Origin of the sequence: Dyella humicola (assembly GCF_026283945.1) — a bacterium.
Taxonomy (GTDB): domain Bacteria; phylum Pseudomonadota; class Gammaproteobacteria; order Xanthomonadales; family Rhodanobacteraceae; genus Dyella; species Dyella humicola.
Genome location: NZ_JAPDPC010000003.1, coordinates 292,170 through 316,157 on the forward strand (window position 1 = coordinate 292,170; position 23,988 = coordinate 316,157).

Below are 23,988 nucleotides of genomic sequence, written 5' to 3' on the forward strand. Positions count from 1 at the left end.
CCCAAGCCCCTCATGATGAGGGGCTTGGCGTATGGGAAACGCTCAGCCTTTGCCTACCACGGTATCTGGGCGCCGTTGCTATCGATATCGCTGGATTCCTCGAACTCTTTTTCCATGGCTTCGCGCTCGGCATCGGACGGCGGCTTTTCGCTGGCGGTTTCCCCGTGCGATGGCGGCGGCGCCGGGTTGGCGATCAGCTCGCGCACGCGGTCAAGCACATAAGCGAAGAACGGGTTCGATGCCATGCGCATCATCGCGTCGATATTCAGTACGAGCGCACCGCGTTCGCCGCGTGGCGCCTGCGTGCCCAGATGCGTGCCATAGAACTCATCGGGGTTGGGCGTGGTTCCATAGAGCGAGTCGTCAAGTGGAAATGGTAGCGATACGTGCGACATGGAAAACACGCCCGGTGGATAGTGCAGCGACAAGGGGCGCGTGTGCGATTCGGTGGAATGCGCCTCGATGGTGGTCTCCACGATGGCATCGTCCGGCGGCACGCTTCCCAGTACGGTGATGCGGAAGCGCTGCGGCCCCGTGGGCAGTACGCGGCTGAGCGCCCTTGATGACGCGGGACGCATGAGTACATCGAACGCATGGTCGCGATTCACATCGAACAACACGATCTCACTGCCGTTGTCCGGCAGTAGCGCGTAGAGGGAGCGCATCACCGCGGCCGTGCTTACGGTGAAATCGACCACCGACTGAAAGGTCAGGACGGGCGCGATGTCGCCAAGCTGATTGCTCTGCCCGAGACGCTGGAGCTGGCTTTGCAGCACATCGGTGAGCAGGTAGGCCTGGCGCGCACCGTTGACCGGGAAGGAGTTGTATTTGAAGGGATTGAATTCGGGCACCACGTCCAGCCACGAAGCGCGTGCAAAGGCCGGCAACAAGGCGGGTAGTCCGGCAATCCCGGCAAAGCGCGCAAAGCGCGTAATTCCGATCATCGGTGAGATGAGGATCAGACGATCGGGGCGGGCCAGCTTCGGATCCTCGATGGCATCGAGCGCATATTTCATCGCCAGCGCACCGCCATTGGAGAAGCCGACAAGGTGCAACGGTGCATGTGGGTCCGCGTGGCTGCGCGCCTCGCGTACCGCCAGCCGTGTCGCTGCCATCCAATCGGCCCACTTCACGTGACTGAGGCCGGCGGGCACGGTGCCATGCCCAGGCAGGCGGATAGCAACGACAAAGAAGCCCTGACTCCGATAAACACGCGCGATGTGACGAAGGCTGTAGGGCGAATCGGTCAGTCCGTGCAGCAGCACCACGGTGCCCACCGGTGGCCCCTCGGGCGCCATCTGGTAGGAGCGATTCCAGTCCGTGGCAAAGCGACCCGGGTAGATGGGCGCGCCGGCGTAGAAACGATTGGTGGCGACCTGGTCGGCAGGCGGAAGCTTGTCCGTGACGTTGCGCTTCACCTCGTCAAAGAGCGCATTCTCGGCGGCCAGGTAGCCTTTCCAGTCGGTGGCGTCGATCTGTGCCGCCGTCAGCTCATGCGGCTCGAAGGTATGCCATGCGTGCAGCGGAGCGCCACGCCATGCGTCCCAGGCGCGCATGCCGAGCACGCTGAGGAGGACCACCAGCACCAGGATCACCAGACGCTTGAGTGCCGTAAGTATCGATCGATACATCGAACCACCCCACCGGTTTTGGCGCTGAGCCACGCGCTGTCCGAGCGTATCTCAGCGGCATGCGGCGGACAATCGCGCCTTGCTTCGGAACACCTTTGCGAGGCCTTGCAGCAGCTGGCCTATTTCACAGCCTCCCCACGGATGCATGCCTACGCTCCCTCTGGGACGCGTCATCGGTTGTCATGCGCCTTGGAAAAACCGCTGGCCTAGCGCGCGATGCAAAGTTGGCGAACGCGGCTTGCGCTGGCATGCATAGCCCGTCATTGCGTGCGCAGCTTGCCGTCGCCGATACCCAGGCACAGACGCGCCGACCATGCGCGCAACCTCCTGCCGGGTGAAAGCTTGCGACGGTCGCGTTCAACGTCGCGCCGCCGCTTCACCTGTGCCAATCGACGTGTCAACTTTGCATCGGTGATATAGCCATGCAGGACCAGCAGGTCGGTCCAGAGCGAGCTCATGTGAGCCTCCAGTGCAAGGAAGGGGATGGAAGACGGCTTGCAGCGTGTCGATGCAGTCAATCGACGGTTTCACCTGCCAACGGCGTTGCCAGCATGGACGGGCGTTGTAGGAAGGCGCGATACCACGCCGACAGATGCGGCCGTCCGCTTTCGAATGCCGGCAGGTCACGAAACGCGAGCCAACTCAGCGCCGTGGCTATGGCGATCGCCCCGATATCAACGATGCTGGTTTCCGCAGCCGAGCGGCTGGCGTACTCCTGCTCAAGGAAATCGTACGAGGCGACCAGCTTCTCGATCTGCCCGTCGCGCATCGCCGGGTAGCGATAACGCGCCGGTCTGCGCACGGTTTCATGGCGCACGCTGATGCCCGCCTCGCACAGGCCTTGCGCCAATGCCTGCAGTTGCAGGCTCCGCCACCGTTGCGTCGGCGCGGCAGGAATCATCTTCGGCCCGTCATGCGGGCTGTCGAGGTATTCGCAGATGACGCTCGAGTCGAACAGCGAGGTGCCGTCGTCGCGTACCAGCACGGGAACCTTGCCCAACGGGTTCAGCTGAAACACTTCTTCATTTCGCAGGGTTGGGCTGGTCTCGTGGGGAATCACCTCGAGACGATCGGCCAGGCCCACTTCATGGGCCATGACCAGCACCTTGCGCGCGTACGGGGAGTGCGTCTGATAGAGAAGTTTCATGGGGCCTGGTCGTTGGTGGCTGAGACGTCGATCGGCGGCGCCCGAGGGCGAGCGATGGACAAGCATTTTGTCGAGCTGCCGCGCGGGGAGGCTGCGTATTCGCCTGCCTTGCCGTTGCCTGGGCGCATTTTTTGGCTTATCTATGCAGCATGACGGCAAACTATGTGCTGGACGATTTCGATCGCGAGATCCTTCGACGCGTACAGCGGGATGCGCGGGTCACCGGCGAGGACATTGGAGCGGACATCGGTCTGTCCGCCGCGGCGGTGCAGCGTCGACTCAAGCATCTGCGCAAGCTGGGTGTGATCACGGCCGAAGTCGCGCTGGTGAACCCGGCGGCCGTCGGCCAGGCGATGAGCTTCATCGTTGGCGTGGAGCTGGAGCGCGAGCGGGTGGACATGCTCGATGCCTTCCGCGTGGCCGCGCGCGCCGACCCCAATGTGCAGCAGTGCTACTACGTCACCGGCGAAGCCGACTTCGTGTTGATCGTCACCGCCAGGGACATGGACGACTTCGAGGTATTTACGCGTCGCCTGTTGTTCGACAACGCGAATATCCGCCGATTCACCACCCACGTGGTGATGGCGCGCGACAAGGTAGGGAGCGTGGTGCCCGTCTAGCCTCACGCGGAACTCAGCAGCTATCCAGCGGCAGGCATGGCCGTCAGTCCTCAGGGCGTGCGCGGCTTTGCCTTGGCGCGCTTCCTGGTGCTTGCGGCGCGAGGCGCATCCTTGGCTGACCATGCGCGGGCGTCGTTCAACCGCTCTATCCACGACAAGTCATCGACGTACGACAAGAAGTGCTGCAGATACCCGGGTGACAGTTCGCGCATGAGCGCGATCGAGCGGTGTGCGAGGGCGCCCGAGTTGAGCGGGCCTGCATTCGCGGGTACCGGCTTTAGCGACTGCCGCAGGTGGCCGTCCGTACGCAGCTTGGACCAGATTTTTCGAAACGCGTCGAGCGCCGCCAATTCCGGATACGAAGCGGCCAGGGGCGTCCCGCCGCCCGCGGGCAGTTCATCGCCCCGCGTCGCCGAGCAACTGGCCAGGTAATCGACGAGTGCGCCAAGCGCTCCAGCAGCGGGCACACAGGACGTGGCCGTGTTGCTCGTCACCGCGTTGGCGAGATCGGCGGCATAGCTGTCCAGCAGCTTGGACAGTCGGTCGTCCAGCAGGCGTCGCACCTCGCCATCGTGGCTGGCCGCACGCCGCTCCAGCGCCACCATGAAATGGAAGCGTACGGGATCAAGGCGATCGGCATGCTGTTCGCGCCACATGTCCAATAGCGTCCCGGCGCGCGCTCCACTATGGCTCATGGGCCGTCACGGTGGTCGTCGATGGCTTCGGAATGGGCGCTATCTCCACGCGGCGGTTCTTGGCCCTGCCCTCGTCATTGGCATTCGAGCCGACCGGCTGTTCGGCACCGAAGGCTGCAGCGAATACCGAGGACGAGGAGACGCCGTCCGCGATCAAGGCGCGAGTCACGGTCAGCGCGCGCTCGGCCGAAAGCTCCCAGTTGTCGGCGAACTGGCGGTTGCCATCGCGCACTTGCTGGTCGTCGGTGAAGCCGCTCACCATCAGGATCTCATCGCGCGACTGCAGATAGTTGGAAAGCGGGCCCGCCAGGCTCTTCAGGACCTCACGTCCTTCCGGCTGAAGCTGATCGGAATTCAGCGCGAACAACACGCTGCCGCGAATACCGATGCGTCCGTTGACCAGGGTCACGCGGCCCGCTGCCAGCGGGCCGGCCAAGGCCTGTTCCAGGGTCATGCGACGCTGCGCCTCGGCCTGTCGCTGTTTGACCTCTTCATCCAGTCGGCTGGAGAGTTGCAGTTGTACGCCGATCACACCGACCAGGATCAGCACGAACGCACCGAGCAGCACCGACATCAAGTCGCCGAACGCGGCCCAGATCGGTGCCGTCGACTCCGCTTCGACGTCAATCTCGTCGTTCATGCCGTTTCGATCTCGGCCGCCGCCCGCTGCCCGGCAAGCTGCTGCAGATCCTCGATAATCTGCTGCTGCGAAAGCATGCTGAGGTCGATGACTTCCCTGGCCTGCGCCACGTAGTACGCCAGCTGCTCGTCACTGCGCGCGAGCGAGTTGTCCAGCGCGGTGGCAACTTGCTGCAAGCGCTCCATCAACGCTTCGTTTGACTGGCCGAACAGTTGTACCGCCACGCCGAACGCGTCGCCCAGGCTCGCCACTTCGATGGCACTGCCGGTGACCTGGGCGGCCACCGCGCCAAGCTTGCCGGTTTCGGCTTCGATATGGTCGGTGAAGCGGGTGCTGACGCGATCCAGCAGATCCGCCGAGGTGGTGACCAGCGCATCGACGGCGGTCCGTTGCTCGGTCGACGCATGGTTTACCGCATCGAGCAGGGTTTCCACGGTGGCCAGCAGGCGACTGCGTTCATCCAGCATCGCGGTATCGCGAACCATGCTGTCGGAGAGCTTCTGGCGCAGCTCGGCAATGACCTCGGCCGCCGCCTTGGGCGCTTCGGATGCGGCTTGCACGAGACGGGAAATCTCGCTGATCGTGTCGCTGGCGTGTGCCTTGGTCTGTGCCGAGATGTCGCGCGAGGTTTGCGCGAGCGTGTCGCAAATCACCTGCTGTTGGCTCGCCGCGTGTTCGCCAGCCTGCTGCCACTGCGCGCGCAACGCGTCCGTCACCGAGGCGAATGCCGAGGTCCAGCTCGTCAGGCGGCTTTCATCCCGCGATTCGAGTGCCGACTGCAGGTCCGCATGCGATTGCTGCACGACGCGCACCAGCGATGCCGCATGTTCTTCGAAGGTGCTTGCGGCAACGGCCAGCGCTTGCTGGTTGCGGGATGCCAACGCTTCATTGACACCATCCTGCCGCGACAACGCGTGGTTCCACGCGTCCGCCGCGCTGCTCGCGCTAGTGTCGAGTCGCGCCGCCACGCCATCCAACAGACCGGCCGAGCGTTGCTCGAAGGTCTCGCTGAAGCGCTCCAGCGCGATGCGCAGATCCTGCGCCAGCGCCTCGTTCGATTGCCGCTGCGCGACCAGGGCCTGGTTCCAGATGTCGGCCACCGTCGTGGTGCTCGTCGCGAAGCCAGCCGACAACCCGTCGAGTTGCCGCTGCACGGCCTGCGCGACGCTGTCGTGCAGCGCCGCGGTTTCGCGCGCAAGGCCGGCCATGGTGGACGCCACGACCGGTTGCAGCGCCGCGCTTGCGGCGCGGGCGCTCTCGGCAACGCTGGTCTGCAACGACTGCTCCACCGAGGCGGCGAGGCGCGTGTAGACGGTCTCGGTGTTGGCATGGAAGGCCGCCTGGCTGGCGGACTGCCGCTCGCTCGCGGCCACGCTGTGTTGCTCGATGGTCGCCATCATCGTTTGCAGCCGATCGATCAGCGCAGGCATCGATTCGGTCTGCTGTTGCAGCAGTTTGAACGCCTGCTCGCGCTGATGGCTCTGCGAGAAGCTGCGCAGGGTGGTGGCGATTTTTACGTCCAGCAGCTGCACGACCTGCAGGCGCTCGCGCCGGCATAGGGCCGACAGCAGCCCGAGCATGGCGGAAGTGGCCACGCCCGCGATCGACGTGCCAAACGCAAAGCCCAGTCCCTTGACCGGAGCGGCGAGCGAGCCGCGGATCGCCTGCAGGTCCGTCGCGCTTTCCAGCGCGATGCCGGTGCCTCTGAGCGTCGCCATCATGCCCAGCAAAGTGCCCAGCATGCCCAGCAAGACCAGCAAGCCGACCAGATACGGCGTCAGCGCCGGCGCTGGCAAGGCTACGCGCTCACCCTCGATGCGTAGACGCACCGCGTTGCGCAGGCTGGGATGCAGGCGCTCAAGCCAGTCACCCAGGCCGGTGGGTGCGGCGGACAAGTCCGTCACGGCACGCTGCAGCATGGAGGTGGCTTGTCGATAGCGATACAGCTCGACTGCCCCGGCGACGTAGCAGACGCCGATCAAGCCGGCGACGGCCGCTCCCAGCGGATTGGAGCCGATGTAGCCCGCGCCGATCCAGCACACGGCCGCAAGGCCGACAAAGAACACAGCGAGGTTGAGAAGATTTCTGAACATGACGACCCAGTTAGCGGGTGCGAAGCGCTGCAAGCAGGCCTTCGACCGGTTGAAAACGAACATCCAGTTCGGCGAGCAACACGCTCTGCATATCCTTGCGAAACACGTCCAGCCATGCGCCTGGCATGGCCACAGGGGTGCCTTCCCATGCGGGTGCGTCGGCCAGAGCCAGCTGCTCGGCCTGACGCAGGCGTTCGAAGTGTTCCCCGAGTAAAGCGGGCACGCTGGCCAGCAGCGTCTGCTCGCGCGGACTCAGCGCGAGCTCCATCACGGCATCGACTTCCGCCAAGTGAGCCAGCTCGGTCGATTGTTCGGCGAGCCGGTCCCGCAGACGGCCGCGCAAGCTGCCGGTGGCCGCCTGCATCGCCCGCTGCAGGTGGAGATAGCGCTGGCGAAAGACGGTGTAATCGACGGCCACGTCGGCGCCGTCTTCGGCGGCGGACGCACGCCGAGTCGCGCGCTTGGCTGAGACGGTCGCTTCCGGCTTACTCGCGATCGCCTCCGCCAACGACGCGCGGAGGCGCGCGCACTCGTCTTCCTCCGCGCTGCCAACGGTGGGCACCTCGGAAGGCATCGCCGAGGGCACGCCGTCAAGCGCCGTGGACAGCGCGAGGGCATGCTTCCAGTCGAGCCACTGGCTCAACCGGTCCGACAGCGATGCGTTCGATTGTTGGGCGTCAACGTCGCTGAGACGAGCAAGTAAGCGGATGAACGTTGGGCCGCGGACCGTCGTCCGTCGAGGAGCTTGCACGATTCTGCTGGCTAAAAAACGACCATTTTACACGCGAATGGGTGGAACCCGCTTACGGCCCCCAGGTCAAGCGGCATCGAGCCTGCGCGGGCCCCGCCCATGCTGGCCTCAGACCTCGACGTCCTCTTCGCTGCCGTCTTCGAGGGCAGGCAAGGCATCGCCCAAGAGCTCCTGGGCGGCGTCGCCGGATAGTGTTTCCACGCTGCGCAGCTTGCGTTCGATCGCGCGGGTGCGCTGGCCCGCGCTGTCGATGCTGTTGCGCACTGTGTCGAGTTGCTTGCGCGTCTTGTCGAGGACGGCGCCGAACTTGCCGAACTCGCTCTTCACCGCACCGAGCAAAGTCCACACTTCGCTGCTGCGTTTGGCGATGGCAAGCGTGCGGAAGCCCATTTGCAGGCTGTTGAGCAGGGCGGTGAGCGTGGTGGGGCCGGCTACGGTCACGTGGTGATCGCGTTGCAGTATTTCGAACAAGCCAGGGCGGCGGATGACTTCGGCGTACAGGCCCTCGGTGGGCAGGAACAGCACGGCAAAGTCGGTGGTGTGCGGCGGCGCCACGTACTTGCTGCGAATGCGCTTGGCTTCCTCACGCACGCGCGTTTCCAGCGCGCGGCCCGCGATGGTGGCGGCGTCGGCGTCGGCTGCCTCCTGCGCATCGAGCAGGCGCTGGTAGTCCTCGGTCGGGAATTTCGCATCGATCGGGAGGTATAGCGCCTCCTCATCGCCCGGGCCAGGCATGCGCACGGCGAATTCCACGCGATCGTTGCTGCCCGGCACAGTGGCGATATTTGATTCGTACTGGTCCGCGGTGAGCATTTGTTCGAGCAGTGCACCGAGCTGCACTTCACCGAGGATGCCGCGTGTTTTCACATTGGTCAGCACGCGCTTCAGATCGCCCACGCCGGTGGCCAGGTTCTGCATCTCGCCCAGTCCGCGCTGCACCTGTTCCAGTCGTTCGGAAACGAGGGCGAACGACTGGCCAAGTCGCGTTTCCAACGTGTTCTGCAGCTTTTCGTCCACGGTGGCGCGCATCTGCTCCAGCTTGGCGGCGTTGTCGTCCTGGATCGCCTGGAGCTTGGTCTCAAGTGTGGCGCGCACCTCGTTGAGGCGCTTCTCGTTGTCCGCGGTGAGCGCGGCGAGTCGCTGTTGCTGCTGCTCGCCCAGGCGGTTGAGCGTGAGGGTAAGTTCTTCGCGGCTGCGGCGCGCATCCTCGGTCAGCCGCTGTGCCAGCGTTTGCAGGCCGGTATCGGTGCGTTCGGTGAGCACGTCAAGGCGTTGGCCGAAATGGCCGATGCGCTCCTGCTGCTGCTCGCTCATGCCGCCGAGCTGCTCCTGCAGCAGACCACGGAAGTGACCCAGCGATTGCGCCAGCTCGCCGCGTCCTGCGCGCTGTTCCTGCGCCAGCGCTTCGCGCAGATGGCGGTTGTCGTCTTTCAGGGCGTCGAGTCGTGCCGTCAGGCCGCCGTCGCCACGGCCGCGCTGCAGGTTGACGGTTTGCAGCACGATCAGCACCAGCACGGCGATGACGAGGACAATCAACAGGATTTCAGAAGCGGACATAACGTTCCCTGGCAGCACTGGCTGGCAAGTGTACGCGCTGGCGTCTCAGAAACCGGGACGTCATGGCAGCGGGCTAGGGGAAACGGTGCTGATCGACGCTCAGAGTTTGAACGCGCCTTGGTCGTAGGCCTTGGCGTAGGTCTTCCAATCGCGCCGCACCTGCTTGGTAGCGTCCTTCGCCAGCGTCCGCAGTTGCGCGGGCCAGCGTCGTTTTTCGCTGAAGGCGATCAGCTGATCGGCCGTGGCCGAGCCCTGGCGGCCACTGCTGCGTAGCTGGGACCAGGCGGTAAGTTTGCCCATCGCCTCCAGCACGCCTTCGAGGCGTTCCAGTTTGCCGTCCCATTCGGTGAGCGCGACGCGGTCCTGGGTGGGCTGCAGGCCGCGCAGAATATAGGACTTGCGACCCATGTTCACCGCCCGGAAGAACGCAGGCGATATGGCCTGCATGCGCCGCTGCACGCTCACCACGCGTTCGGCTTCGCTGCCCCACTTCGGTTGGGCGATGCTCAGGTGAGGCACCAGGGACGACGGCAAGGCCTGCTTGAGATCGAGCAGATAGTTGCCGTCGGGTGAGCCTTTGCCTTCGACGAGGATGGTGTAGCGGTCGATGCCGAGGCTGCCCGTGCCGGCAATGCGGCGTGCCACGTCGATGACGCGATAGAACCTCGGATCGTCCTCTTTCGCACAGATCCGTTTGATCAGCGCGGTGACCTTCTCGCGCTGTTTATCGGTCACCGAGAGTGCCCGTTTGCCGTCGATGCGCAATTTGCGCAGCTTGCCTTTGCGCTCGGTGCGGCTGTCGAGAAAATGGGGGCGCAGACGCCCGCGTAGGCTACCCAGCAGGTCGCCCACCATGCCGGTCGCGGTGTCGCGTTCGATCCAGCGCGCCTTGCCGACGCGCAAGGCGGCGACGTAGGAAGCCATGAACTGCCCGCACAGCCGATCGGCCTGTTCGGCGTTCAGCTGCAAGCTGTCGGCGGCGATATGCACGCTGCTGAGCAGCCGGATCAACTCCCAGGTACAAGGAGCGAGTGCCGCCTCGTCGAAGTCATTGAGATCGAAATAGACGAGCCGGTTGTCGCCCTTGTAGCTGCCCATGTTTTCCAGGTGCAGATCGCCGCAGACCCAGGTCGACGGCGCCTTGGCCAGCACCTTGGAGGCCGGCAGGCGCGCATAAAACAGGTGGCAGGTGCCGCGCAGGAATGAGAACGGGTCATGGCGCATGGCGGAGTACTTGCGCGCCAGTCGCTCCGGGTCGCGCTTGGCGTTGTAGGTGCGGATGGACTCGACGACCTCGATCATGGCCCGCTCTCCTTTGAGGACTTACATCACGCGGCAGAACACCGCCTTCAAGTAACGGCCTTCCGGCACATCGCTGCGGAACGGATGGTCAGCGCCCGCGCCAGCCACGTGCAGCACCTGAATCTCGCGTCCGGCATTGAGCGCCACGCGACGCAACATTTCCAGGAAATCGGCTTCGCTCACCAGGCCGGTACACGAGCAGGTCAGCAAGAGGCCACCCGGCGGGATCACATCGAGCGCCAGCCGGTTCATGGCGAAGTATTTCTTCAGCGCATCCATCACCTTGCTGCGGTCACGCGTGAGCTTGGCCGGGTCCAGTACGACAGCGTCGTACTGCGCGCCCTGAGCCACTGCGTTGCGCAGCCAGTCGAAGATATCGGCTTGCTCGAACACTGCGGGAACGTCATTGGCGGCGGCGTTGGCGCGGGCAATCTCCAGGATGCCCGCATCCATGTCTACGCCCACGGCCTCGCTGGCACCGGCCGCCAAGGCGTGTACGGCGAAGCCACCCGCATTGCAACACAGGTCGAGCACGCGACGACCCTTGGCCAGCCGCGCAAAGTGATGGCGGTTCTCGCGCTGGTCAGCAAAGAAACCGGTCTTATGGCCATAACCCGGTGCTGCGTGGAAACGCAGGCCGTGCTCGTGCACTTCGACCGGCTCTGGCGCATCGGGGGAGCGGCAGTCGAACGACTCCTGCTTCTGCACATGGCTCTCGGCGAACCAGTACAGCCGCGCGCCGGGGAAGTGGCGCAGCAGTGCGTTATGGATCGCTTCGCGGAAACGCCACATGCCAGCCGCGAAGTATTCGATCACCAGAATGTCGGCATAGCGGTCGACTACCAGGCCGGATAGTCCGTCGCCCTCGCTGTGCACGACGCGCCAGGCGTCACTCACGCGATCGAGCTGCAGCAGTTCCTGGCGCAGCGCGATAGCGTTATCGATGCGTGTGGCGATCCAGTCGGCGTCGATGGCCTCGCTCGGGTCGGTGGTGAGCAGGCGCAGCGCGATGCGCGCATGGCCATTCCAGAAACCGCGCCCGATGAAACGGTCTTTGGCATCCACGACATCGACCACGCTGCCGGGCGGCAGGCGCGTTTCAGGCTTGTGGACCTGGGCGGACCACACCCAAGGATGGCCAGGGGCGCGGTCGGTCTTGAGGCGGATGCTGGGGAGGGAGGAATCAGGGGTACTCATCCGGCCATGATAACCGGTGTGGGCGGCTACCCCCGATTCGCCGGCTCCTAGCGCAAGCGCAAGGCCAGCCAGGACAGCAGGGCGAGCAGGTTGATGCCGATGCGCGACAGGCCGGGGCCGGCCACGGCGAGCACGAAGCCCTCGCTGCCGACATGCCAGTCCAGGCCCAGGTGGACCGGCAGGTGCAGGGTGGCGTAGACGTTCACGAACGCGCCGCAATGCAGGGCATAGCTCAAGATCGGCGTGGCAATCAGTGGCAGCTGCAACAGCTGGGCCCAGCTCGAGAACGCCACGCCGCGTTCGCTACCTTCCAGCAGCATCACGCCCGCAATAAGCACGAAGCCGTACAGCAACAGCCCGATCAGCGCGACCAGCGATTCATGCGTGGAGCCGAACGGAAACAGGCGCCTCACCATGTTGACCACGCCGTAGAAGCCGCCGGCCACTTCGAGGATGCCGATCAGTCGGAAAAGAAAATTGCGCACGTGGCCGCCCGGTTCAAAAACGGCGAGCTTACTTGCTTCCTCTCCCCTCTGGGGAGAGGATTGAGGTGAGGCGTGGGTGCTTGCGGGAAAGCTTCAACGAAGCTCACATTAGCCTTGGCGTTATCGCCACATTGGCCCCTCACCCCAGCCCTCTGTCCCACCAGGACTACCTTCGGATCGCCCGGAGGGGAGAGGGAGCAGTGCGTCGATTACAACGCCTCGGCCAGCTCGTGCAGATCCGTGATGTGCTGCTCCCACCAGCGCGCCTCGGCCGCGAACGGGAAGGCGGCGGGGAAGGCCGGGTCGTGCCAGCGGGCGGCGATCCAGCCGGCATAGTGCAGCTGGCGCATCGCGCGCAGGGCGGGCACCAGGGCCAGTTCGCTGAAGTCGAAGTCGCGCATCTGCTGGTAGCCGTCGAGCAAGGCGTTCATGGCCGACTCGTCATTGGCCAGCATCCACAAGTCCTGCACGGCGGGGCCCATGCGTGCGTCGTCGAGATCGACGAAATGAGGCCCGCCGTCCGTCCACAGCACATTGCCAGGGTGGCAGTCGCCGTGCAGGCGCAGCTGGCGTACCGGCCCCACGGCCTCCACGCGCGCGGCGACGGCGCTGTCAACGCGCTCGGCCGCAGCGCGATAAGCCGCATGCAGCGCAGGCGGCAACAGGGTCGAGGCAAGCACGGCGTGCATGGGCTGCTCGATCAGCGTGGGGCGATCGATGCGGCCGCGATGCTCGAACGGTTGTCGTGCCCCTACCCCATGGATACGTGCGATCAGGCGACCCAGCCACTCCAGCTGCTCGTTCGATTCCAGCGACGGCGCGCGTCCGCCACGGCGTGGCGTGAGGGCGTAGCGAAAGCCGTCGTGATGCAACAGGGTTCGTCCGCCGAAGACCAGCGGCGCCACCACGGGCAGCTCGTCGGCGGCCAGTTCGAGTGCAAAGGCGTGTTCTTCCAGGATCGCCGCATCGCTCCAGCGATACGGGCGATAGAACTTGGCGATGACCGGCGCGGCGTCGTCCAGCCCCACTTGCCATACGCGGTTCTCGTAACTATTGAGTGCGAGCAGACGCCCGTCGGGCCACAGGCCGCAAGCCGTGACGGCATCGAGCACGCGATCCGGATCGAGCGTGGCGTAGGGCGCGTCTACACTCAACGCGGTGTCATCGCGCGTGCCGGGATCACAGCCATGGTAATGCGCGAAATGCACACCAGGTCGCCGGTTTCGTTCTCGATACGGATTTCCCAGACCTGGGTGGTGCGGCCCAGGTGCACCACGCGGGCGGTGCCGGTTACCGTGCCGCTGCGCACGCCCCGCACATGGTTGGCGTTGATATCCAGGCCCACCGCCAGCTCCTGCGACGGGTCGAGCGTCAGCATGGCCGCCGTGCTGCCCAGGGTTTCGGCGAGCACCACCGACGCGCCGCCATGCAGCAGGCCATAGGGCTGATGGGTGCGGTGGTCGACTGGCAGGGTGCCGCGCAGCCAGTCATCACCGATCTCGGTGATGCGCATGCCCAGCGTCTCCATCATGGTGTTGGCGCTCCAGCCGTTGATGCGCTCGAGCGAAGGTTCTTGCTTCCAGATGGCCATGGCGGTTGATTCTTGGGGGTGGGGCCCGCATTGTCGATCGACTACCGTGGCCGCGACAATGTGCGGCGGCACCCGCCGATCCAGCAGAGCAGCCCATTGTTTACCGTTACCCTCCAATCTTCCGGTCGCCATTTCCCGGTCGCACCGGGCGAAAGCGTGCTGGAAGCCGCGCAGCGCGCCGGCATCGCCCTGCCGTACTCGTGCCGTGCCGGCGTCTGTGGCAGCTGCAAGGCCACCCTGCTGAGCGGGCATTGCGCCTATCCACGCAACCCGCCACTGGCGCTGAGCGGCACCACGCCCTCCCAGCACGCCATTTTGCTGTGCCAGGCGGTGCCGACCGACGATCTGCTGATCGAGGCGCGTGAAGTCACCTCGGTAGAGGACATCGTCCGCCGCCAGCTCGATGTCGTGGTGACGCGCAAATGGAAGTTGGCGCCCGACGTGGTCGGTCTCCATCTGCAACCTGCTGCAGGGAAGGCGCGCCTGCACTGGCTGCCCGGTCAGTATCTCGATGTGCTGCTCGACGACGGACGCCGCCGTCCGTTCTCCATCGCCAATCACCCGCAGGCGGATGGCGCCATCGAGCTGCACGTGCGGCACGTGGCCGGTGGTGGCTTCACCTCGTGGGTGAACGACAGCTTGCAGCTGGGTGATGCGCTGCGCATCGAAGGCCCGCTGGGCACCTTCGTGCCGCGCGAGGACTCGGAGCGACCGATGATCTTCATGGCCGGGGGCACCGGTTTTGCGCCGGTCAAGGCCATCGTCGAACACTTTATCGCGCTAGGTACGCGACGCCCGATGCGCGTGTATTGGGGCGCCCGCAGCGCCACGGACCTGTATCTGCGCGAGATGGCCGAAGGCTGGACGCGCCAGGCGCACGATCTGATCTTTCAGGCCGTGCTGTCCGACCCGGAGCAGGCTGCGAGCAGCGGCTTGCGCATGGGACTGGTGCACGAAGCGGTGCTGGAGGATCAAGCCGATCTCTCCGAGCTCGATCTCTATATGAGTGGCCCGCCCGCGATGATCGATGCTGGCCGCAAGCTGTTCATCGATGCAGGCCTTGGCGAGGCCCGCCTCTATTACGATTCGTTCGACTATGCGCCGGACGTATTGGCGCAGATCCTCTCCGGGCGCGCCGGCATCGCCGGGTTGTAAGCCGCGTTCGTGTGCCTCATCTCGGGGAGACCCCCAGATCGGAGCGTCCCCGTGGCCCGACATCATCGTTATCGTGTCACTGTCGAACACCTCGCACCCGCGAAAGAGGGCGACGCGCTGCATGCGCCCCTGCACTTCGAGGCGACCAACCACGACGAGATCCTGGCGATCGCCGACCGTCTGCGCACACGGCTGGACTATGGCGACGACGAGACCGCCCAACTGGCGATAGGGCTGAAATTGTTCGGCGAAGTCATGCTGAAGCATCGCGAGGATGCGTTGTTTGCGCCGTTGCGCGAGAGCTTCAGGGAATTCATCGGCGGCCTGAAGAAGCTGCCGGAACGCGAGGGCTGAGCGCCCTCGCGTGGTCAAACCCCCAGGAACGACTTACGGGTTCTTGCCCTTGGCCACCGGCAACTGCGCCTGCTGCCACGCCAGTACGCCGCCACCCAGGGTATAGACCTTGGCGAATCCGGCCTTGACCAGGCGCTGTGCTGCCTTGGTGCTGGCGCCGCGGCCGTCCTTGTCGATCAGCACGACCGGCACGTCCTTGGCCTTGGCCAAGTCCTTGTGCTCGGGGTCGAACTGGCTCATGGCCACATGGCGCGAGCCCGGCACGTGTGACTTCTCGTAGTCCGCATAGGCGGACAAATCCACCATCAGCGGGCCCTCGCGATTGATCAGCAGGGTCAGGCCGGCTGGCGTGAGTTCCTTGTACTTGCGAAACAGCGTGAGGATTTCCATCACGATGATCGCCAGCAGCAGGATCAGGAACAGCGCGGCGAGCGCGAGATGGTTGCCGATGAACTCGGGCAGCTTATGCAGTACATCGCTCATTCGAAAGCTTCCGCAGGCGCGGCTAGACCGCGCGGATTGAACAGAACGGGCGATTATACGGGTTGTGCGGCCCGATCCGACGCCGGGACTTATTGGTGGCTGATATCCGGCAGGCCGCTGACCAGCCACCAGTGCTTGGTTTCGGGGTTATAGCGCCATTTCTGTTTGTCGACCACGGTGCGCTCGGCCTGGGTATGGATATTCACCATGCTGATCTGGACGATCTGGGTCACTTCGTTCTCGGCGCCGGGGGCAGCGCCCTTGCCCTCGTCGTAGCCGGTGACCTTGTACATGTCATAGCGCGCCATTTCGAGCGACGACGGCGGATGTTCCTCGCGCATCTTGGGATCGACAAACTGGTACGCCGAAGCGAAGTCGCCCCAGCGTACGACGCTCGCGTAAGCCGTGAGCGTGTTGGTGAGGGAATAATTGCGCTGGTCGCTTGCGCAACCGCCGATAACCAGCGCGGCAAGCGCAGTGAGCAGGATCAGGATACGGCGCATCAAGGCTTCCCCCAGGACAGTTAGCGCATTGTGCCGGAATCTCTATGGCTCTTCATACGGCGTCGGCGGGCCGCCGTTTGGCGACAAAACGTGCCTCGAGCGTGGCCGCCGGCCGCTCGCCAGCGCCGGGAACCTGGCAGCTCACCTCGATACGGGCGCGACCGCGTGCGGCCAGGGTATCGAAGAATGTGGCCCAGTCCGCACCATGGGCCAGTCGCGCCTCGCTCTGGAAATCCGACCATACCGGTTCGAGATAGCGCACGGTCGATTCGCCCACGAACACATCGCAGTCCAGGCCCCGCATGCGCAGCTCCAGTTCCACCAGGCCCCAGCCGGTGATCGTCATCACGCTCACCAGGCTGCCGCCGAAGGCACAGCCCTTGTCGTTGACGTTGGGCACCAGCGGGGCGGCGATCGAAAGGTGTTGTTCATCGCAGTCCTGAAAATGCAGGTCCATATTCAACGCCAAGGGGATTTCGTCGCGTATGAAGCCAACCAGCTTGCGGGCAACTGTCTGTCGTTCGTTCATGCTCATCGGGGTCGGGTGCGTTCAGGGGAACGCGTAGTGTACGCACCCCGGCGAAACAAACCTCAGCGCTGCGCGGCCGGTACACTGCCCAGGCTTTCCAGGGAGGTGGCCATGAGCGTGCGACAGTCGACTTCGGAGCCTGCGCTGAGCGGGCGCACGGTGGTCATCACGCGCCCGGCGGGTACCGGTTCGTCCATGGCGCGCCAGGTGCGTCGGCTCGGCGGTGTCCCGTTCTTGCTGCCAGGATTGTCGCTGCGCGAGGTGGCTGACCCCGGGCAGGCTGCCGTAGCGCTGGTCGCGGCCCTCGAAGATGACCTGCTCGTGTTCACCAGCCCCGCCGCCGTGCGCTTTGCCACGCGTCTGGCGTCACTGCGTACGCAGGCGACGGTGCTGGCGGTGGGGCAGGGCACGGCGCGCGCGCTGCGTTTGCATGGTGTGAGTGAGCCCTGCGCGCCTTCGCAGCGGCAGGATAGCGAGGGGTTGCTGGAGCACCCCGCCCTCGCTGATTTGAAGGGCAAGCGTGTGGCTTTGATCGGAGCGGCGGGTGGCCGCGGTGTCCTCCGAAGCGAATTGGCGGCGCGGGGTGCGCAATTGCGCGAGGTTCACGTGTACCGGCGTGCGGCGCCCCGCTGGCAGAGGCGTCAGCTTGAGGTGGTCGCGGCCTTGCCAACCGATGCGCACGTGCTGCTGTCGAGCGCCGAGGCGCTGGGGTGCTTGCGCGATGGCTTGCCGGTGGCGGCGTATGCGGCGCTGAGCAGCGCGATTGCGGTGGTCAGTAGTGAGCGGTTGGCTGAGGCTGCCCGCGAGGCGGGCTTCAAGCGAGTGGTGATTGCTGCGTCGGCCATGGCGACGGACCTGTTGGAAGCGGCGGCGCGATGAGGGTTCTGTGTGCGCCTTACGAGGCTTCGCCAGAGCGACGAACCTACCCATCGACGACACGCAGCGCCTCGAAACCCCCTCGCTCCTTCACGAACACTTGATTCGAGTCCCGCACCCCAGGCTGTTAGCATGTCGCGCATGAGCCAAGACGACTCCATCCCCAGCAACAGCGCGTCCGCAGGCCCTGCCGCGCCATCCTCATCCTCCCGTGCCACGCGCTCCTCGCCACCTGCGCGGGGCGGCGGCACACTCGCGGTGGCCCTGCTGCTTTCACTGGTGGCGGTGGGCGGTGCAGGTTACGTCGGTTGGCGGCAGTGGCAGCAGGAACAGGGCCGTGCGGCGGGCAGTGAAGCGATGGCGGGCATGAAGCAGCGCCTGGACAGCCTGGAAAGCGCGTTCACGGCAAGCAACAGCGAACGTAACTTGCTGCGCCAGCGCCTCGGCGACGCGGACCAGGTCAATCGTTCGCTGCGCGAGGAATTGCTGAGCCAGGCTGAGCGCACGCGCAACCTCGAGGATGCGGTGACCAAGCTATCGGAAAAGACCCTTTCGGCCCACGACGCCATGCTGCTCGATGAAACCGAGTCGCTGTTGCGCATGGCGAAGGAGCGTTACGAGTTGTTCCACGATGCGCAGGGTGCCGCTGCCGCCTATGTGATTGCCGACCAGACGCTCGCTGCGGTGGACGATGGCGCGTTTTCCGGTTTGCGACAGAGCATCGCTGCCGAACGCGAAGCGCTGGCGAAGAGTCAGCCGGTCAGCGTGAGCGCATCGCTGGCGACCTTGGCCAGCCTGCGCGCGGCGATGATCGAGCTGCCGCTCAGGCCACTGGATACACCCGCTTCGAGTTCGACCAGCGGAAGCTGGGCGCGCATCGTCTCCGCGCTCAATAACGTGGTGAAAGTGCAGCGAACCAACGGTGCGCCCTTGTCGGTGGCGGATGCGCGGTTTGCGCGTGAACTGGCGGGGATCGATCTGGCACAGGCACAGGCGGCGCTGCTCGCGTCCGATCACGAAGCCTATGTCGCTGCGCTCAAGCGTGCCGATGCGGGTATTGCAGCCCAGTTCGACGAGAAGTCGCCCGCCGTGAAGCAGGTACGCGAGCAGCTGGCAAGCTTGCTCGCGCAACAACCGACCACACCGGTGCAGCTGGGCGCCGCGCTCAGCGAATTGCGCAACCTGCGTTCGGTACACGCGCTCAAACCTGCAAGCAGCAATAGCGCGCCGGCCGGGGTCAAGCCATGAAGTTGTGGCGCTGGATCCTGCTGCTGGTGATCCTGGCGGCGCTCGCTGCGTTCGGCTGGCATTGGGTGGCGGCAGACCCAGGCTACGTGATGGTGCAATTGCGCGGCTGGCAGACGGAAACCACGGTCGTCGCCGCGGTGGTCCTGTTGCTGGTGGCGTGGGGATTGCTGAGTGCGCTGTGGTTCCTGGTGCGCTGGCCGTTTGGCGCGTTTTCGCGTCGGCATCGCCGCATCAGCCGCCAACGCATGCGTGAAGGTCTGATTGCCCTGATGGAAGGCCGGCACGGCGATGCCGAGCGCGACCTGCATCGCGCCTCGCGGCTGGGCGCCCTGCGCGCACCCGCCTTGCTCGCTGCCGCCGAGGCCGCGTCCCGCCGCGGCGAGAACAGCCGCGCACTCGCCACGCTGGACGAGGCAGGCCAGGTCGCACCTCGTGCCGCCCGCGTGCTTCGCGCCCGCGTGCTTCGACGCGACGGCAAGGCTACGGAAGCGGTGAACCTGCTGGCCCCCGAAGCCGACAGCGGCGATCTCACACCGGGTGGCTGGCGCGAGCTGGCGCTGGCATCGCTGGCCAGCGGCGACACGCGGCGTGCGCGCCAGACCTTGGAGCCGTTGCAGAAGAGTGGTGCGTTTGGCATCCGTGGTTTTGCCGCGCTCGAAGGACAAGTGCTTGCGGCCTCCCTGCGCGCGGCGCCTGATGCCGCAGCGCTCAATACCCTGTGGTCGCAGCTGCCCAAGGCACAGCGTCGGGTACCTGCGGCGATCGACGCGTATGCACGTCGCGCGGCCGGCTTCGGCATGGTCTTGCCGGCCATGGACGAAGTGGAATCAGCACTGCGTCGTGAATGGTCGCCGCTGCTGATCGAAACCTATGGCGCGTTGGGTGGTGACGACCTGGAAGCCCGCTTGCGTCGCGCCGAGTCCTGGCTGGATGCGCATCCCAACGATGCCGCGCTACTGCTCACGCTCGGTCGGATGTGTGCGCGACTGAAACTATGGGGCAAGGCTACGCAATTTCTCGAACGTTCGCTGGCGCTTTCGCCGACCAGTGCCGCCTGGGAAGCGCTCGGCGATGTCCATGCCGGCCAGGACGACGCGGCGCTGGCCCAGCGTTGCTATCGCAATGCCTTGGCGTTGGCTCGTGGCGAATCCATCGAGCCTCTGCCGCAGGATGGACGCTCCACCAAATTGGACACGCGTCCCATCGCGGTGGAAGAGCGCAGCGAGCACGGTGTGCCGCGCTTGCGCGAATAACGCGGCGTAGCTGGCATCGGTCGTGAGCAGGCTCTTGGGCCCACCCCTTTCAGCGTTTGGTGGATTTATCGGGAGTGCTGATCAGCGTCGAATCTCATTTCGAGGGGACGCAGCGGGCGTCTCGGCACGCCGAGCCACTCGTTCTTGCTCCTTCTCCCCTCCGGGCGACCCGAAGGTAGTCCCTGTGGGAGAAAAGGTTGGGATGAGGGGCGGGTGCTCGCTGTCACGCGACAACTGAGCGTGGGGGCTAGCTTGCCGCTTACGCAGCGGGCGTTTCGATCGCCTGCCGGCGCTCGAGTCACTTTTCTTTTGCTGGCCCAAAGGAGAAGTAACCCAAAGAAAACGGCCTTAAAGGCTGGTAGCACTCCGTGGGATAGAAGCGTTGGAAGGTTAGCGCGATAGGATCGTTTGCTACCCAAGGCGAGACACAGCGGCTACACCGCAACGCGCGATAGCGGTGAGGACTTAAAGCAGGTCCGGCCGATGGTCGAAACGCTCGCAGTATCCGGAGGCGCAGATGGTCAACTCGCCACCCACGCCTTAAGCCCTCTTCGCCTCGGCGCGTTGCGGTGTAGCCGCTGTGTATAGGCCGTGGGCCGCCACCGATCTGGCGGGCCACGCCCGTCAGGCTCGTATCTTTCGCAATGCTATGAGCTCCTAAGGCCATTTTCTTTGGGTTATTTTTCTTTTGGGCCAGCAAAAGCAAAGTGACCCGGACCGCGGCAGCGGTTCGGAACGCCCGCTGCGTAAGCGGCAAGCTGGCGGCAACGCTCGGTCAACGCGTGATCGCAAGCACACACCCCTCATCCCAACCTTCTCCCCAAAGGGGAGAAGGAGTTAAGAGCGAGTGGCGCTGAGCGAGCGATGCGCCCCACGGGGACTTCGTTCGGTCACAGGCGGCACGCTGGTTTCACTTTTGTCGTACTACCGACTTCTCAATGGCAGTCAGTTCTTGAGTTCGCCAGGACGCATCCAGCGGGCCTGCAAGCGCTCGCCGATGCCCACGATCACCAAGGCACAAGCGATGCCAAGCGCCACTTCGCCGATGCGCGTGAGGGCGATGATCCAGAACGTCCCGATATGCGGCACCAGCATCACGATGGTGGTGGTGCTGCCGCTGAGCCGCCCGGCGCTGCCGACGCCGAATAACCAGCAAGCGGTAATCGCTACCACGATGGCAACGGCGTAGGCCAGATAGGTTTCACCGCCGATCAAGGTGGCGCCCAGGCCCGCGATGCCACCGACCAGGGCGCCGACGATCTGGTCGCGCGACGAGGCGCGGGTATCGAGATAGTTCTGCTGGGTCACTGCGATGCTGGTCAGTGCCGCCCAAAAAGCTTGCTGGGTATGCAGCAGCAGGCCCAGGCCGTATGCCGAACTAGCGGCGACCAATGCGAGCAACGCCAGCCACAGGCCCTGCACCGCACGGTGTGTCCACGGCAGGCGACGATAGATCGCCGCCATGCCTTCCTGAAAGCCAAGCAGTTGGCGCACATTTTCGCGCAGGGACAGGTTGTCGCTCATGATCACTCCGTGCCGTGCCGTGCATGGGCGGCAAGGTGGCTACACCGGCGTCAGGTTGGCATAGGCGTAGACCAGCCACTTGCTGCCGCTGCTGGAGAAATTCACCTGGATACGAGTATGCGCGCCGCTGCCTTCCGCGCTGACGACCACGCCCTCGCCGAAGCTGGGATGGCTGACGCGCTGGCCCAATTGCAGTGGCATGCTTTCCTGCAGCGAGCTGGACGTCGCGCCGGGTCGTGCGCCGTACAACGGGCGACTGACCTGCACGCGCGGACGCACTTCGTCGATCAGCTCCGGCGGAATCTCGGAGAGAAAGCGCGAAGGACGCGCCAGCATCTCGGTACCATGCATGCGGCGTGATTCGGCATGGGTAATGAACAGCCGTTCGCGCGCGCGCGTAATGCCCACGTAGGCGAGGCGGCGTTCTTCTTCCAGGCGGCCTTCGTCTTCCACCGAGCGCTGGCTGGGGAACAAGCCTTCCTCCATGCCGACCAGGAACACGATCGGAAACTCCAGGCCCTTGGCCGAATGCAGCGTCATCAGCTGCACGCAGTCATCCCAGGCTTCGCCCTGGCCCTCGCCGGCTTCCAGCGCGGCATGCGAGAGGAAGGCGGACAGTTCGCTCAAGCCGGCATCGATATCGTCCTGGGTCAGCTCGAAACGACTGGCCACGTTGACCAGTTCGTCCAGGTTCTCCACGCGCGATTCAGCGTTGCCGCGGCTGTCCTTTTCGTAGAAGTCGCGCAGGCCGGTCTGGGTGATCGCGTGATCGATCTGTTCGGCGAGTGCAAGCGCATCGCCCACCCCAGTACCAGCAAAGGCGCGGGCCATGTCGTCGATCAACACGAGGAACGCTTTCACGGCGTTCTTGGCGCGTCCAGCCAGTTCTTGGCCACCGCTGAGTTCGCCAAGCGTGGCTTCCCACATCGAAATATTTTCAGCGCGAGCCCGCCGACGCAACACGTCGAGCGTGCGATCACCGATGCCGCGCGGCGGCGTGTTAACTGCACGCTCGAACGCGGCATCGTCATGGCGATTGGACGACATGCGCAGGTAGGCCAGCGCGTCCTTGATTTCCGCGCGGTCGAAGAAGCGCTGGCCACCGTAGACGCGGAAGCGGACATCGCGCTGCATCAGCTGTTCTTCGAAGTTGCGCGACTGCGCATTCGAGCGATACAGGATGGCGCAATCGCGCGCATCGCCGTGTTCGGCGATGTACTCGCGGATGCGCTCGACGACGAAGCGCGCCTCGTCCTGTTCGTTGTACGCCGCGTACAGGGCAATGCGCTCGCCTTCGCCGCCATCCGTCCACAGCTGCTTGCCGAGGCGTCCGCCATTGCGCGCGATCACGCTGTTGGCGGCCTTCAGGATGGTCGAGGTGGAACGATAGTTCTGCTCGAGCTTGATGGTCTTCGAACCGGGGAAATCGCGCAGGAATTGCTGCACGTTTTCCACCTTGGCACCGCGCCAGCCGTAGATGGCCTGATCGTCGTCGCCGACCACGAAGACCTGGCCGGTGCTGCCGGCAAGTACGCGGATCCACGCGTACTGCAGCGAGTTGGTGTCCTGGAATTCGTCGATCAGCAGGTAGCGCCAGCGTTCGCGGTAGTGCTCGAGCACCTGCGGGTTGCGCAGCCACAATTCATGCGCGCGCAGCAGCAGCTCGGCGAAATCGACCAGGCCGGCGCGGCGGCAGGCATCCTCGTAGGCCTGATAGATCTGCACCAGGGTGCGCGTCATCGGATGATCGCGATGCTCGACGTTGTCCGGTCGCTTGCCTTCGTCCTTCCAGCTATTGATCTGCCAGGTGGCCTGGCGTGGCGGGAAGCGCGACTCGTCCAGGCCTAGCCCGGTGATCACCCGCTTGACGATGCGTTGCTGGTCGTCCGCATCGAGTATCTGGAAACCCTCGGGTAGCCCCGCTTCGCGCCAGTGACGGCGCAGCAGGCGATGGGCGATGCCGTGGAAGGTACCCACGGTGAGGCCTTGCGTACCGCCAGGGATCAGTTGATCCAGGCGCGCGCGCATCTCGCCCGCGGCCTTGTTGGTGAAGGTGACGGCAAGGATCGCCCACGGCGGTACCTGTTCAACCTGGGTGAGCCAGCCAATCCGGTGCGTGAGCACGCGGGTCTTGCCGGAACCGGCGCCCGCGAGCACGAGGTAATGGCCGGGCGGGGCGCAGACCGCTTCGCGCTGCGCGTCGTTGAGCTTGTCGATCAGGTGCGAGACATCCATCCCACGCATTGTAGCGGGGTGGTCAAGGGAAGGTTCTTTGCCACCGGTCCGAGTTCCGGAAAACGCCTGAATAAAACGTCTCCGTGATTCCGGCGGCTCTCAACAGCCGAAGGGCTGGT

At 64.9% G+C, this 23,988-nt stretch carries 24 protein-coding genes; 6 read left to right on the forward strand and 18 right to left on the reverse strand.

Features of this window, described 5'->3' with window-relative positions; translation table 11 throughout:
• Positions 1 to 53: 53 nt before the first annotated feature.
• The 3 genes from OUZ30_RS17890 to OUZ30_RS17900 form a co-directional block, all read right to left on the reverse strand.
• Positions 54 to 1,631, reverse strand: a complete 1,578-nt coding sequence (locus tag OUZ30_RS17890; RefSeq protein ID WP_266183797.1) for an alpha/beta hydrolase — start codon at positions 1,629 to 1,631, stop codon at positions 54 to 56.
• A 260-nt stretch (positions 1,632 to 1,891) separates the two neighbouring features.
• A complete protein-coding gene (locus OUZ30_RS17895) occupies positions 1,892 to 2,089 on the reverse strand; it encodes a hypothetical protein (protein WP_266183798.1) in 198 nt (65 codons plus the stop codon).
• A 56-nt stretch (positions 2,090 to 2,145) separates the two neighbouring features.
• The gene (locus OUZ30_RS17900) at positions 2,146 to 2,778 is read right to left on the reverse strand and encodes a glutathione S-transferase family protein (RefSeq protein ID WP_425601533.1); all 633 of its coding nucleotides are present in this window, start codon (positions 2,776 to 2,778) and stop codon (positions 2,146 to 2,148) included.
• Positions 2,779 to 2,927: 149 nt separating this feature from the next.
• Here OUZ30_RS17900 and OUZ30_RS17905 point away from each other — a divergent pair, with 149 nt between their 5' ends.
• Entirely contained in the window at positions 2,928 to 3,398 is a 471-nt protein-coding gene (locus OUZ30_RS17905; protein ID WP_266183799.1) for an Lrp/AsnC family transcriptional regulator, read from the forward strand.
• Between the two features lie 50 nt (positions 3,399 to 3,448).
• On the opposite strand, the gene OUZ30_RS17910 is transcribed toward OUZ30_RS17905, so the two are convergent.
• The 10 genes from OUZ30_RS17910 to OUZ30_RS17955 all read right to left on the reverse strand — a co-directional run bounded on the left by OUZ30_RS17910 (position 3,449) and on the right by OUZ30_RS17955 (position 13,709).
• On the reverse strand, positions 3,449 to 4,093 hold the full coding sequence (locus OUZ30_RS17910; RefSeq protein ID WP_266183800.1) for a DUF2894 domain-containing protein: 645 nt from the start codon (positions 4,091 to 4,093) through the stop codon (positions 3,449 to 3,451).
• On the reverse strand, positions 4,083 to 4,733 hold the full coding sequence (locus OUZ30_RS17915) for an OmpA family protein (RefSeq protein ID WP_266183801.1): 651 nt from the start codon (positions 4,731 to 4,733) through the stop codon (positions 4,083 to 4,085). Before OUZ30_RS17915 ends, OUZ30_RS17910 begins: the two co-directional genes overlap by 11 nt.
• Positions 4,730 to 6,826: a DUF802 domain-containing protein gene (locus OUZ30_RS17920; protein ID WP_266183802.1), complete on the reverse strand. Its 2,097-nt coding sequence runs from the start codon at positions 6,824 to 6,826 to the stop codon at positions 4,730 to 4,732. The genes OUZ30_RS17915 and OUZ30_RS17920 overlap by 4 nt, the downstream gene beginning before the upstream one ends.
• Positions 6,827 to 6,836: 10 nt before the next feature.
• The gene (locus tag OUZ30_RS17925) at positions 6,837 to 7,580 is read right to left on the reverse strand and encodes a DUF3348 domain-containing protein (protein WP_266183908.1); all 744 of its coding nucleotides are present in this window, start codon (positions 7,578 to 7,580) and stop codon (positions 6,837 to 6,839) included.
• A gap of 105 nt (positions 7,581 to 7,685) precedes the next feature.
• Positions 7,686 to 9,134 (reverse strand): DNA recombination protein RmuC, encoded by a 1,449-nt coding sequence (locus OUZ30_RS17930; RefSeq protein ID WP_266183803.1) that lies wholly within the window; start codon positions 9,132 to 9,134, stop codon positions 7,686 to 7,688.
• Between the two features lie 99 nt (positions 9,135 to 9,233).
• Positions 9,234 to 10,436, reverse strand: coding sequence for a DUF2252 domain-containing protein (locus tag OUZ30_RS17935; RefSeq protein ID WP_266183804.1), 1,203 nt, complete (start codon positions 10,434 to 10,436; stop codon positions 9,234 to 9,236).
• A gap of 21 nt (positions 10,437 to 10,457) precedes the next feature.
• Positions 10,458 to 11,633: a class I SAM-dependent rRNA methyltransferase gene (locus OUZ30_RS17940; protein WP_266183805.1), complete on the reverse strand. Its 1,176-nt coding sequence runs from the start codon at positions 11,631 to 11,633 to the stop codon at positions 10,458 to 10,460.
• A 47-nt stretch (positions 11,634 to 11,680) separates the two neighbouring features.
• Positions 11,681 to 12,118, reverse strand: a complete 438-nt coding sequence (locus OUZ30_RS17945) for a hypothetical protein (protein WP_266183806.1) — start codon at positions 12,116 to 12,118, stop codon at positions 11,681 to 11,683.
• Positions 12,119 to 12,327: 209 nt separating this feature from the next.
• A complete protein-coding gene (locus OUZ30_RS17950; RefSeq protein ID WP_266183807.1) occupies positions 12,328 to 13,272 on the reverse strand; it encodes a serine/threonine protein kinase in 945 nt (314 codons plus the stop codon).
• The gene (locus tag OUZ30_RS17955) at positions 13,269 to 13,709 is read right to left on the reverse strand and encodes a hotdog fold thioesterase (protein ID WP_266183808.1); all 441 of its coding nucleotides are present in this window, start codon (positions 13,707 to 13,709) and stop codon (positions 13,269 to 13,271) included. The genes OUZ30_RS17950 and OUZ30_RS17955 overlap by 4 nt, the downstream gene beginning before the upstream one ends.
• Before the next feature lie 96 nt (positions 13,710 to 13,805).
• Between OUZ30_RS17955 and OUZ30_RS17960 the strand changes: the two genes are divergently transcribed.
• Complete coding sequence (locus tag OUZ30_RS17960; protein WP_266183909.1) at positions 13,806 to 14,864, forward strand: 2Fe-2S iron-sulfur cluster-binding protein; 1,059 nt, start codon at positions 13,806 to 13,808, stop codon at positions 14,862 to 14,864.
• 51 nt (positions 14,865 to 14,915) lie between these two features.
• Positions 14,916 to 15,218: a DUF3861 domain-containing protein gene (locus OUZ30_RS17965; protein ID WP_266183809.1), complete on the forward strand. Its 303-nt coding sequence runs from the start codon at positions 14,916 to 14,918 to the stop codon at positions 15,216 to 15,218.
• Between the two features lie 33 nt (positions 15,219 to 15,251).
• Here the strand turns inward: OUZ30_RS17965 and OUZ30_RS17970 are convergent, their stop codons facing one another.
• The 3 genes from OUZ30_RS17970 to OUZ30_RS17980 all read right to left on the reverse strand — a co-directional run bounded on the left by OUZ30_RS17970 (position 15,252) and on the right by OUZ30_RS17980 (position 16,739).
• On the reverse strand, positions 15,252 to 15,701 hold the full coding sequence (locus tag OUZ30_RS17970) for a rhodanese-like domain-containing protein (RefSeq protein WP_266183810.1): 450 nt from the start codon (positions 15,699 to 15,701) through the stop codon (positions 15,252 to 15,254).
• Between the two features lie 89 nt (positions 15,702 to 15,790).
• Positions 15,791 to 16,204, reverse strand: coding sequence for a hypothetical protein (locus tag OUZ30_RS17975; protein ID WP_266183811.1), 414 nt, complete (start codon positions 16,202 to 16,204; stop codon positions 15,791 to 15,793).
• A 52-nt stretch (positions 16,205 to 16,256) separates the two neighbouring features.
• The gene (locus tag OUZ30_RS17980; RefSeq protein WP_266183812.1) at positions 16,257 to 16,739 is read right to left on the reverse strand and encodes a YiiD C-terminal domain-containing protein; all 483 of its coding nucleotides are present in this window, start codon (positions 16,737 to 16,739) and stop codon (positions 16,257 to 16,259) included.
• Between the two features lie 105 nt (positions 16,740 to 16,844).
• Here OUZ30_RS17980 and OUZ30_RS17985 point away from each other — a divergent pair, with 105 nt between their 5' ends.
• The 3 genes from OUZ30_RS17985 (at position 16,845) to OUZ30_RS17995 (ending at position 20,110) form a co-directional block, all read left to right on the forward strand.
• Entirely contained in the window at positions 16,845 to 17,612 is a 768-nt protein-coding gene (locus tag OUZ30_RS17985; protein ID WP_266183813.1) for a uroporphyrinogen-III synthase, read from the forward strand.
• Positions 17,613 to 17,750: 138 nt separating this feature from the next.
• Positions 17,751 to 18,857, forward strand: a complete 1,107-nt coding sequence (locus OUZ30_RS17990; RefSeq protein ID WP_266183814.1) for a uroporphyrinogen-III C-methyltransferase — start codon at positions 17,751 to 17,753, stop codon at positions 18,855 to 18,857.
• Positions 18,854 to 20,110 carry a heme biosynthesis protein HemY gene (locus tag OUZ30_RS17995; protein ID WP_266183815.1) on the forward strand — a complete coding sequence of 419 codons (1,257 nt, stop codon included), beginning with the start codon at positions 18,854 to 18,856 and terminating at the stop codon, positions 20,108 to 20,110. The genes OUZ30_RS17990 and OUZ30_RS17995 overlap by 4 nt, the downstream gene beginning before the upstream one ends.
• 945 nt (positions 20,111 to 21,055) lie before the next feature.
• Here the strand turns inward: OUZ30_RS17995 and OUZ30_RS18000 are convergent.
• Together OUZ30_RS18000 and uvrD are read right to left on the reverse strand one after the other, a co-directional pair.
• On the reverse strand, positions 21,056 to 21,634 hold the full coding sequence (locus tag OUZ30_RS18000) for an FUSC family protein (RefSeq protein WP_266183816.1): 579 nt from the start codon (positions 21,632 to 21,634) through the stop codon (positions 21,056 to 21,058).
• 39 nt (positions 21,635 to 21,673) lie between these two features.
• Positions 21,674 to 23,869, reverse strand: coding sequence for a DNA helicase II (gene uvrD, locus OUZ30_RS18005; RefSeq protein ID WP_266183817.1), 2,196 nt, complete (start codon positions 23,867 to 23,869; stop codon positions 21,674 to 21,676).
• Between the last annotated feature and the right edge of the window lie 119 nt (positions 23,870 to 23,988).

What these genes read in the sequence shown, in the direction of transcription:
- OUZ30_RS17890 (WP_266183797.1), bottom strand. Translation starts at nt 1,631, where the DNA reads ATGTATCGATCGATACTTACGGCACTCAAGCGTCTGGTGATCCTGGTG.
- OUZ30_RS17895 (WP_266183798.1), bottom strand. Translation starts at nt 2,089, where the DNA reads ATGAGCTCGCTCTGGACCGACCTGCTGGTCCTGCATGGCTATATCACC.
- OUZ30_RS17900 (WP_425601533.1), bottom strand. Translation starts at nt 2,778, where the DNA reads ATGAAACTTCTCTATCAGACGCACTCCCCGTACGCGCGCAAGGTGCTG.
- OUZ30_RS17905 (WP_266183799.1), top strand. Translation starts at nt 2,928, where the DNA reads ATGACGGCAAACTATGTGCTGGACGATTTCGATCGCGAGATCCTTCGA.
- OUZ30_RS17910 (WP_266183800.1), bottom strand. Translation starts at nt 4,093, where the DNA reads ATGAGCCATAGTGGAGCGCGCGCCGGGACGCTATTGGACATGTGGCGC.
- OUZ30_RS17915 (WP_266183801.1), bottom strand. Translation starts at nt 4,733, where the DNA reads ATGAACGACGAGATTGACGTCGAAGCGGAGTCGACGGCACCGATCTGG.
- OUZ30_RS17920 (WP_266183802.1), bottom strand. Translation starts at nt 6,826, where the DNA reads ATGTTCAGAAATCTTCTCAACCTCGCTGTGTTCTTTGTCGGCCTTGCG.
- OUZ30_RS17930 (WP_266183803.1), bottom strand. Translation starts at nt 9,134, where the DNA reads ATGTCCGCTTCTGAAATCCTGTTGATTGTCCTCGTCATCGCCGTGCTG.
- OUZ30_RS17935 (WP_266183804.1), bottom strand. Translation starts at nt 10,436, where the DNA reads ATGATCGAGGTCGTCGAGTCCATCCGCACCTACAACGCCAAGCGCGAC.
- OUZ30_RS17940 (WP_266183805.1), bottom strand. Translation starts at nt 11,633, where the DNA reads ATGAGTACCCCTGATTCCTCCCTCCCCAGCATCCGCCTCAAGACCGAC.
- OUZ30_RS17955 (WP_266183808.1), bottom strand. Translation starts at nt 13,709, where the DNA reads ATGGCCATCTGGAAGCAAGAACCTTCGCTCGAGCGCATCAACGGCTGG.
- OUZ30_RS17970 (WP_266183810.1), bottom strand. Translation starts at nt 15,701, where the DNA reads ATGAGCGATGTACTGCATAAGCTGCCCGAGTTCATCGGCAACCATCTC.
- OUZ30_RS17975 (WP_266183811.1), bottom strand. Translation starts at nt 16,204, where the DNA reads ATGCGCCGTATCCTGATCCTGCTCACTGCGCTTGCCGCGCTGGTTATC.
- OUZ30_RS17980 (WP_266183812.1), bottom strand. Translation starts at nt 16,739, where the DNA reads ATGAGCATGAACGAACGACAGACAGTTGCCCGCAAGCTGGTTGGCTTC.
- OUZ30_RS17985 (WP_266183813.1), top strand. Translation starts at nt 16,845, where the DNA reads ATGAGCGTGCGACAGTCGACTTCGGAGCCTGCGCTGAGCGGGCGCACG.
- OUZ30_RS17990 (WP_266183814.1), top strand. Translation starts at nt 17,751, where the DNA reads ATGAGCCAAGACGACTCCATCCCCAGCAACAGCGCGTCCGCAGGCCCT.
- OUZ30_RS17995 (WP_266183815.1), top strand. Translation starts at nt 18,854, where the DNA reads ATGAAGTTGTGGCGCTGGATCCTGCTGCTGGTGATCCTGGCGGCGCTC.
- OUZ30_RS18000 (WP_266183816.1), bottom strand. Translation starts at nt 21,634, where the DNA reads ATGAGCGACAACCTGTCCCTGCGCGAAAATGTGCGCCAACTGCTTGGC.
- uvrD (WP_266183817.1), bottom strand. Translation starts at nt 23,869, where the DNA reads ATGGATGTCTCGCACCTGATCGACAAGCTCAACGACGCGCAGCGCGAA.